This window comes from Tangfeifania sp., assembly GCF_055108615.1.
On sequence record NZ_JBSQIC010000113.1, the window covers coordinates 1 to 9,542 of the forward strand.

5 protein-coding genes are annotated in these 9,542 nt (G+C 44.5%); 3 read left to right on the plus strand and 2 right to left on the minus strand.

Translation table 11 applies throughout. The features are described from left to right. Positions 1-436 precede the first annotated feature (436 nt). The 3 genes from ligA to dapA are packed head-to-tail and all read left to right on the plus strand — an operon-like array spanning position 437 to position 3,889. Positions 437-2,446 (plus strand): NAD-dependent DNA ligase LigA, encoded by a 2,010-nt coding sequence (gene ligA / locus ACTCNA_RS16530; RefSeq protein WP_462949044.1) that lies wholly within the window; start codon positions 437-439, stop codon positions 2,444-2,446. A gap of 4 nt (positions 2,447-2,450) precedes the next feature. Beyond that, on the plus strand, positions 2,451-3,008 hold the full coding sequence (locus ACTCNA_RS16535; RefSeq protein ID WP_462949045.1) for a DUF6913 domain-containing protein: 558 nt from the start codon (positions 2,451-2,453) through the stop codon (positions 3,006-3,008). Positions 3,009-3,010: 2 nt separating this feature from the next. Next, a complete protein-coding gene (dapA, locus tag ACTCNA_RS16540; RefSeq protein WP_462949046.1) occupies positions 3,011-3,889 on the plus strand; it encodes a 4-hydroxy-tetrahydrodipicolinate synthase in 879 nt (292 codons plus the stop codon). Positions 3,890-3,947: 58 nt separating this feature from the next. On the opposite strand, the gene ACTCNA_RS16545 is transcribed toward dapA, so the two are convergent. Continuing rightward, positions 3,948-5,486 (minus strand): RagB/SusD family nutrient uptake outer membrane protein, encoded by a 1,539-nt coding sequence (locus tag ACTCNA_RS16545; RefSeq protein ID WP_462949047.1) that lies wholly within the window; start codon positions 5,484-5,486, stop codon positions 3,948-3,950. A gap of 24 nt (positions 5,487-5,510) precedes the next feature. Beyond that, entirely contained in the window at positions 5,511-8,702 is a 3,192-nt protein-coding gene (locus ACTCNA_RS16550) for a SusC/RagA family TonB-linked outer membrane protein (RefSeq protein ID WP_462949048.1), read from the minus strand. Positions 8,703-9,542: the final 840 nt, after the last annotated feature.

Consider the following 9,542-nt stretch of genomic DNA (forward strand, 5'->3'; position numbering starts at 1 on the left):
AATTTCATAAATTGCATCAAATCAAATTACTCACCCCGATTCCGGCAAAGCCGGAATCCCCCCTCTCTGCGCGCAGAGAGGGGCCGGGGGAGAGTCAAAATATCAAATCACACGCTTCGGGCAGCATCCAGTGTTTGTCTCTGCCTTCCCATTTCACGTTTCTCGTCTCTCTGCCTTGTGTCTTTCTATTTTATTGCTTGTATCTAAACGTCTTTCATCTATATAAAAAAAATTCATCTATTAAATGTTTAATTCAAACCAAAAATCTTACGTATTTTTAACCGTTTTGAAATGAAACAAAATTGAAACTCGCCCTGATTGCGACTAACCGAAATTTTTTTTTTGTTGAAAAGAGAGGGAGAAGGAGGAGGAATTATTACACAATAACTTGGTAAAACATGGTGGAAACACTCATAAAAAAATACATTTTCAAAATATGAACCGCGAAGAAGCTCATCAAAAAATAGTGCAACTTCGAAAAGAACTCGAAGATCACAATTACAAATATTACGTGTTGGCGCAGCCCGAAATCAGCGATTTCGATTTCGACATGCAACTGCGCGAACTGGAGAAACTGGAAAAGGAGTTCCCCGAATTTGACGATCCCAATTCCCCGACCAAACGGGTGGGCAGCGACATCAGCAAGGAATTTGAGCAGGTGGAACACCGCTACACCATGTTGTCCCTTTCCAATGCCTATTCCGAAGAAGAGTTGAAAGATTTCGACACCCGCATTAAAAAGCTGGTGGACGAAGATTTTGAATACGTTTGCGAGCTGAAATTCGACGGGTCGTCAATAAGCCTGCTCTACGACAACGGGAAACTGGTGAGGGCAGTTACCCGCGGCGACGGAACCAAAGGCGACGATGTAACCAACAATGTGCGCACCATTCGTTCGGTGCCGCTCACATTGCGTGGAAGTAATTATCCTGAAGATTTTGAAATCAGGGGCGAGGTAGTAATGCCGTTTAAAGTATTTGAAGAACTGAACCAAAAGCGGGAAGAAAACGGAGAGGCGCTGTTTGCCAATCCACGGAATGCCGCAGCAGGCACGCTGAAAATGCAGGATCCATCCATTGTAGCATCGCGCAAACTGGATGCCTATTTTTATTATATCCCCGGCGAAAACCTGCCGGCCGACAGTCATTTTGAAATGCTGCAGAAAGCCCGTGAGTGGGGTTTCAAAGTTTCGGAAGCCACTGAACTGTGCCAAAACCTCGACGAAGTTTTTGCATTCATCAAAAAATGGGACAAAAAACGGTTTGAGTACCCGGTTGCTACCGACGGGGTGGTGATAAAAGTAAACTCCCGGCGTGTGCAGGAAGAACTGGGTTTCACGGCCAAATCGCCACGCTGGGCCATTGCCTATAAATTTAAGGCCGAAAGCGCCTCCACGGTGTTGCGCTCAGTTTCGTACCAGGTAGGTCGGACCGGCACCGTTACCCCGGTGGCCAATCTCGACCCGGTGCCTATTGCCGGAACAGTTGTAAAACGCGCTTCGCTGCACAATGAAGATATCATCCAAAAACTGGATCTTCACCTCAACGACACTGTTTTTGTGGAAAAAGGCGGCGAAATTATTCCCAAAATTACGGGAGTGGATCCCGCAAAACGCCACCCGATGTCAGCACCGGTTCAGTTTATAAAAAATTGCCCGGAATGCGGCACGCCGCTGGAGCGCAAAGAAGGAGAAGCAGCCCATTACTGCCCTAATGAAGTGGGCTGCCCGCCACAAATCAAAGGCAAAATGGAACATTTTGTCAGCCGCAAAGCGATGGACATTGACGGGCTGGGACAGGAAACTATTGAACTGCTATACAACCAGGGACTGGCCAAAGGGATTGCCGATTTATACCGTCTCGAAAAAGAACAACTGCTAAAACTTGAACGTTTTCAGGAAAAATCGGCACAGCGCATTCTGGATGGTTTGAAAGCATCGAAAAACGCGCCGTTCGAACAAGTGCTGTTTGCATTGGGAATTCGCTACGTGGGCGAAACAGTGGCCAAAATACTGGCTAAAAAACTTCACTCTATCGATAACATCAGGAATAAAACAAAAGAAGAACTAATGGCAATTGATGAAATCGGCGACCGGATTGCCGAAAGTATAATCGATTTCTTTTCTAAACCGGAACACATCGAAATGATTGAGTTTTTGAAAAAACAGGGCCTGCAATTTCAAATCAGTGAAGACCAACTGAGTGACCGGACTGATAAACTCAGCGGTTTGAGCATCGTTATTTCGGGAACTTTTGAGAAGCACTCGCGCGACGAGCTTAAACAACTGATTGAAAAAAACGGGGGCAAAAATGTGGGTTCACTTTCAAAAAAAACCAGCTACTTGCTTGCCGGCGACAACATGGGGCCCAGCAAACGGGAAAAGGCAGAAAAACTCAACATCCCGGTTATTTCCGAAGAGGAATTCCTGAAAATGCTGGAAGAATAATATTTTGTATATAAAACAAAAACTACATTTCATTACCTTTGTACAATCGATGGGGATAATTGAAAAAATTGCGTACTACACGCTCAGCAAAAAAATAAAAGCCACAAAAAGGCAGGTTGAAATACTACATCCGGATCAAATCAGGAAAGTGGGCGTGGTTTGGCGACCCGATGAAAAAGCGGCTTTTCAATTCCTTCACGATTACTTTGCACGCGATAAAGTCATTTTCAGAAATATTTGCGTGTACGAAGATCACGCCGGTGTACCGGCAGACACAAGCATAATTACCTCAAAAGATTTAAACTGGCTGGGATTGCCCAAACCCGGGCCGGTTGACGATTTTATTGAAACCAAATTCGATGTTTTGTTCAACATCGTACTGGAACAAAGCCTTGTTCTCGATTACATCACTTCACTCAGCCATGCCAGTTTTAAAGTTGGCTGGTCGCCCCAAAAAAGCAATTTTTTTGACCTCAATATTAACATCTCCGGGAAGCAGGATGCATTATACCTTGCCCAGCAACAAATTTATTATCTTGTACAATTAAATAAAATTACATAATTATGAATCATCGATTTACAGGTGCCGGCGTAGCTTTGGTAACGCCATTCACCACTGAAAATAAAATTGATTTCAATTCGCTTGAAAAAATTATTGACAACCAGAAAGAAGGTGGGATTGATTACCTTGTGGCTCTGGGAACCACTGCCGAAACCCCTACCCTCACGGCAACCGAAAAGGCCGAAGTGGTTACTTTTGTAAAGGAGAAAAAAGGCGATTTGCCGCTGGTAGTTGGCATGGGCGGAAACGACACCCGCAAAATCATCAAACAGATCAATAAATTCAATTTCAACAAAGTTGACGGACTGTTAATTGTTACGCCGTACTACAACAAACCTACGCAGGAAGGGATGTTCAACCACTATTCGGCCATTGCAAAAGAGAGCCCCGTACCCATTATCCTGTACAATGTTCCGTCGCGCACTGGGGTGAACATGAAGGCCAAAACCACCATCAGGCTGGCGGGGGAATCAAAAAAAATTGCTGCTGTGAAAGAAGCTTCGGGTGATTTGGCCCAGATTACTAAAATTTGCAAATACACACCCGATGATTTTTCAGTAATTTCAGGTGACGATGCCATGGCACTGCCATTGTTGTCGGTTGGTGGCAAGGGGGTAATTTCAGTTGTGGCCAATGCACTGCCCCAAAAACTAAGCAGCATGATCCATTTAGGTATGGAAGGAAATTTTGCTGAAGCCCGAAAAATCCATTTCGAGTTGAATGAAATGCTTGGACTGCTGTTTAAAGAAGGAAATCCCGGTGGTATTAAAGCGTTGCTGAATATTCAGGGAATCATTGAAAATGAATTGCGGTCGCCGCTGTATCGTATCAGCGAAGAAACCTACCTGAAAATTAAAGAAGAATATCAGAAGCTGAGATAATCAGTTCCATAACATCAAAAAAACCGGTGAGTGTTTGCTTACCGGTTTTTTAATGCAGTTACTTATTTGAAAATGATGTTGCAGTTCCGCTCTTTTCCAGAATAGCAGAAATTTCGCCAATTGAAATGAACGGGTTGTTGTTTATCTCATCTTCGGGCACTTCAAAACGCATACGCGGATCGTCGTGGGCGATTGCCGCGCCGGCCAAATCCATGTGGTTAGGACCTCGTACATTGGTTGCTTTAAACCGCTTCATGGTTAGGTAACTTTTTCCTTCGCCCCATAATTCAATACGTGTCTGAAAATAAATTTCATCCAGCAGCTCCTCTCCTGTAAGCGACTTAATCCGGTTTTCGGCTGCAGGGTTCCGCTCTTTAACAAGTTCCCAAAGGGCCTGTGCCGCCCGGGCATCTTTTTCATCTCTTGCCAAAGCTTCGGCTTTAATCAGGTGCATTTCTGCCACACGCATATACAGCAAATCGTTTGTCCACGTGCGATCGCTCAATGGAGTCCGGGCTTCATGATAAAACTTCCAGACAGGAAGCAATCCGCCATCATTAAACATATTTACAAACTGACCTTTACGCACGTCGGTTTCGGGAATTTGTTCCCATAAATTCCGATCAATTCCTTTGTAATCGCCCACACCGGCATAGCTGAAGGTAAAAATATCCATGTGTCCCCAGAAGCTGGCCAATGCGTAAGTATTGTCAGTTGTCAAATCAACTCCCCAAATCCATCCCGGAATGGATACATTTCTGAAACCGGATTCAATCACCTCGTCAGCATTCATCAGCATGAAGCCGCCATTGTTTATTACATCGTTGGCTGCGGCAACAGCACCGGAATAATTGCCGGTTGTTAAATAAGCATAGGCAAGATAGCCCTGCGCCACATATTTATTAATTTCAACTTTGTTGGTTCGTTCATATCCTTCGAGAGCTACAACAGCATCTTCCAAATCTTTTATCACAAGGTTGTAAACCTGCTCAACCGTTGCCAGCGGTTGTGCTTCGGTGGTTAGTTGTGTTTCGTAAACCGGAACGCAGGGTTTGTTTTGATTGCCATCGTAGGTATGCTGATAAAGGTTGGCGAGGTAAAAGTAAGCATACGCACGCAGGGTTTTTGCCTGCCCGAAATAAGCGCGGTTGGTTGGATCTTCCGGCATGGCATTACTGCCGCCCAGCCCGTCAATTACTTCGTTGGCCGCTTTTATTATTGTGAAATAATATCGCCAGTTCATCGACGGGCGGATATCCGTCATTTTTTGGTCTTTTAATTCATACACCCCGGAAAACCAGGTGTAAGTTTTTCCGCCCAGTGTCATATCGCCGGTCATTAAATCAGTGGCAATGTCAATCGATTTCTGGCCATAATCATCGTGTCTGTTGGTACTGCCTGTTCCCTGTGCAAAAGTTAGCGAATAGATTCCTGAAACCATTGCCTTTGAAATATCGGGATTGGTTTTCGAAGCTTCCTGCAACTGTTCGGCAGTAATCGGCCCGGAAGGTTCCCTGTCGAGAAAGTCTTCACTACACGACGCGAACAGAAAAGGAATTATCACAAAAAGTAAAAATGATTTGTTCTTATAATTCATTTTACTGGTTTTTAAGACTTTAAATTAAAATTGCAACTTTACTCCGGCAGCAATGGTACTCAACGGCGCATAACGCGTTGTCCTGGAACTACCCGATTCAGCGCCAACCGGAATAAATCCCCGGCGCGCGGTTAGCAAAAACAGATTATCGCCTGAAACCCAAACCGATGTACGGTCCATGCCAAACGTTTTTGTTACAGCTGAAGGCAATGTGTAAGACAGCCTCACATTGGTTAAATTAAGGTAAGCGTTACTGACAATAAACCGGGAAGAGATGGAGTTGACATTTTTGTCGAAATCGGATGAGAGGCGCGGTACGTCGGTTTTATCGCCCGGTTGCTGCCACCTGTTGAGAATATCTTCCGACCAGTTGCTTTTTCCCGGCAGATGATTCCCCATGAGCGATGCATAAATATTATCGTACGAATGCCCTCCAATGCTGTAGGCAAACTGCGACGTAAGTTCAAACACGCTCCAGGCAAAATCGAGCCCAAAACCACCGGTTAAGTCCGGAACAACCGATTTATCAATGTATTTTTTTGTGGCTTTGTTATAATCGGCTGTGGTTTCAACCCCCAATTCCGAAACTGAATTTTCATTTCGGTAGGTTACCATGTCAACAATATATTCCCGCTCCCCACCAACTTCATTGTAATAGCGGTTCCACAGCGAAAGGCCGGTTTCGGGGTCAACGCCTGCAAATTCCCTCACGTAAAAATCATAAATCGAATGTCCTTCCGAATAGGCATAAGCTCCCTGAATTTCCAGCACTTTAGGTTCGCCGGTTGAATCATCGATGGGCATTTGCGTAATTTTATTCCTGTAATAACCTCCGTTAATCCTTAAATCGAGTGTCAGGTTGCTGGTATTAATCAGATGCCCCACCAAATCGAATTCAACACCCGTATTTAACAGTTCGCCATCGTTTACCGGAACCTGGGAGAACCCAAGCGAAGGGGCAACCTGTTTGTAAAACAGCAGGTTGGTTGTTTTTTTTGTAAAATATTCAACCTGCCCCAAAATTACATTGGCTAAACCGAACTCAATTCCGGTATTGAATGAATTCGAACTTTCCCACGTTAAACCGGGATTTCCTTTATAATCAAAACTAAACGACAATTCATCATTCAAATTTGAAATTGAATACTGGTCGAAGGTGGGGTAATTACCCATGTCCTGGTTTCCCAATGTGCCCACACTCGCTTTCAGTTTTAAGAGGTTGATCCAGTGAGTGCCGGCCAAGAAAGATTCTTTGTTGAGCATCCATGCAGCGCCAAGCGAACCGAAGGTGCCCCATTTATTATTTGGAAAGCGCGAAGTGCCGTCGCGGCGTGCGGTGGCATACAGGTAATATTTACCGTCGTAATTATATTTTGCCTGCCCGAAAAAACTCTCCAGTGCATAGTCCACCACCTCTGAATCCATCCAGTCCATTATTACCGCGTTGGTCCACTCAATATTGTATGGCCGGGCAATGTTCGATTTCTGCCCCTCCATGAAAGCATTGCGGTAAAGCGTATTTTCATGGGCAACAAAAACTTCAATATTATGTTCGTTAAAAACATTTTGGTAGGTCAGGATTTGATTCCAGGTGTAGGAAAACCGGTTATCCTGCCGTTTGAAAATCCGACCGAGTCCTTCGGCATCGCCGTAAAACGGATTGGTTAATTCCGAGTTGTTCTGCCCGAAATATTGCATGCCGAAATTGGTATTGAAACGGAAATTATTCAGAAACCGTGCTTCCACGGCGGCATTTCCTGCAAAATTATGAATGATGTAAGAATCCCTGTCGAGCCGGGCGGCACCGGCGGGATTAATATTTGCCCCAAAGCCACGGGTACCGGTTCCGCGGTCGAAACCATAATCAAAAAGGTATCCGCCAACTTTTGGATCCTCTACTTTATTCCCGTTTCCATCGCGCACGTAAACCGGATAAACAGGAGGCATTTCATTTACAAAGAAAAACCCGTTATTGGCCACCTCCCTTTGGCCGGGAGAGTTCCTTTCCATATACGAATAGCTGAGGTTCAGGTTGGCTGAGAGCCAGTCCCTCAACTCCTGATCGATGTTGGCCCGTGTATTGAACCGGTCGAATTCGGAGCCCACATAATACCCATCGTCATTAAGGTAGCCAACCGATGTGTAGTAGCTTCCGTTTTCGCCACCGCCACTCAGTCGAACACTTGCTTCCCGGCGTTTGGCCGTACTGAAAATTTCGTCGGCCCAGTTTCCCGGGGTGTATTTTCTTTCCGTAGTTAAAAACTCCCCCGTTGCCGGGTCAATCAACTGATTATCGTCTGTATCCCACATATTGTAATAAGGAGACAAACCGTTGCCCACTGAAAAAACATCTTCGGCAGCCACCTGCCCGGGATTTTCAACATTCTGCGAAACGTATTTATTTTTCAGTCCTTCCCAGGTTAACTGAACATATTCTTCTGGTGAATCAATAGCATTATAGAGCGGAATCAGCCGAAGGTTTATTCCGTAATTTACATCAACGTCGATTACCTGCTTGTTTTTTAATCCTTTTTTGGTAGCGATAACCACCACACCATTTGCACCACGCGCCCCGTAAATTGCTGTAGCCGATGCATCTTTCAAAACGGTGGTGGATTCAATATCGGCCAGGTCGATGGAGGCCAGGTTCCCATTAAACGGAATGCCATCGACAATGTATAACGGTTCACGGCTTGCATTTACAGAGCCAAAACCCCTGATGCGCAAAGAAGCCGTTGTTCCCGGTTGGCCGGAAGAGTTAATAACCTGCACACCGGCCACTTCGCCTGCAAGCGCCTTGGTAATATCTGAAGTATTTTTGCCGGCCAGTTTTTCACCTTCCACTTCGGAAGCCGATCCTGTAAACGATTCTTTGGTAGCTGTTCCGTAAGCCACTACCATAACCTCATCAACACCAATAACATCTGGTTCCATAACCACATCCACAATATTTTGCTGTATGGGCACTTCAGTTACCCGCATCCCTACAAACGAAAAAATCAAAGTCCGGGCTTCTTCAGGAATGGTAAGAACATATTTCCCCTCACTATTGGTAACTGTTCCCAAAGTTGTGCCTTTTACCACAACCGAAACTCCCGGAATAGGGGTATCGTCATCTGAATTGGTTACGCTACCTGATATGCGCCTGGGTTGGGCATTAACCACCTGTAACCCAGCAAAGGCAATGCCAAACAGCATTAGCGCAATTTTATTCATAAGTATTTTTGTTTTGATTCGATATTCTCTCTCTCTTAAAAGCGGTGGCATGAATCAATGAACCACTGCACCAAACAAGAAATGTAAAGATATTATATTCCTTTTGAGTAAAAACAATACTTCCCACTTTTATTGTTAGAAGCCAAAAACCGGGTAGGTGAAACGGAATTAACTCCCGTTACGGGCATCCCACACCAACATACGAGTTCCATATACGACGGTTCCTTGTCCTATTTAGATATGTGGATATTGTTTTCAGCTATCTATCCAAGTAAACCACTCTAATCTAATTTCGGATTTCGTACTATCTTCTGGTTAGGAACCTCTTATTGAGCATATGATCTCAAATTCTTTTCAAATAACATTCATTTACTATCCCACTACAAGGTTCAGTCCTTCCCAAATTACGCATAATTCGGGACTATGGCTTCGGCTGACTTCTCACAAAAGACTTGTTTTGACCGCATTTCATACTCTGTTTCCATGCATCCTTGAGACCTACCGTGGTAAGGTAAATAACTTTCTCACCACACCCCCACCGCACTTACACTCCTGTATCCGTATAGTCTTTGGACTTCCTCTTGTTTGGTAAACTCATCCGGTAGGATATGTATGATGAAGTTCGTGTTACTTGGGGCGGTGTTTTGCTTCCAGTTTCTTAAGATTCTCCCATTGGGATGCCTTGCGGCACATCTCGCTATGGACACTCATGCCTTCTGCTAATTGAACTTTTCAAACTATGTAACTACTCAGGTACCTATTGAGGGATAAATGTATGAAGAAAAAATAAGAATCGTAACATTTTGCGTTAACTCAATTTCCTTGAAGTGAGGGTGATTT

What these genes read in the sequence shown, in the direction of transcription:
- ligA (WP_462949044.1), top strand. Translation starts at nt 437, where the DNA reads ATGAACCGCGAAGAAGCTCATCAAAAAATAGTGCAACTTCGAAAAGAA.
- dapA (WP_462949046.1), top strand. Translation starts at nt 3,011, where the DNA reads ATGAATCATCGATTTACAGGTGCCGGCGTAGCTTTGGTAACGCCATTC.
- ACTCNA_RS16545 (WP_462949047.1), bottom strand. Translation starts at nt 5,486, where the DNA reads ATGAATTATAAGAACAAATCATTTTTACTTTTTGTGATAATTCCTTTT.
- ACTCNA_RS16550 (WP_462949048.1), bottom strand. Translation starts at nt 8,702, where the DNA reads ATGAATAAAATTGCGCTAATGCTGTTTGGCATTGCCTTTGCTGGGTTA.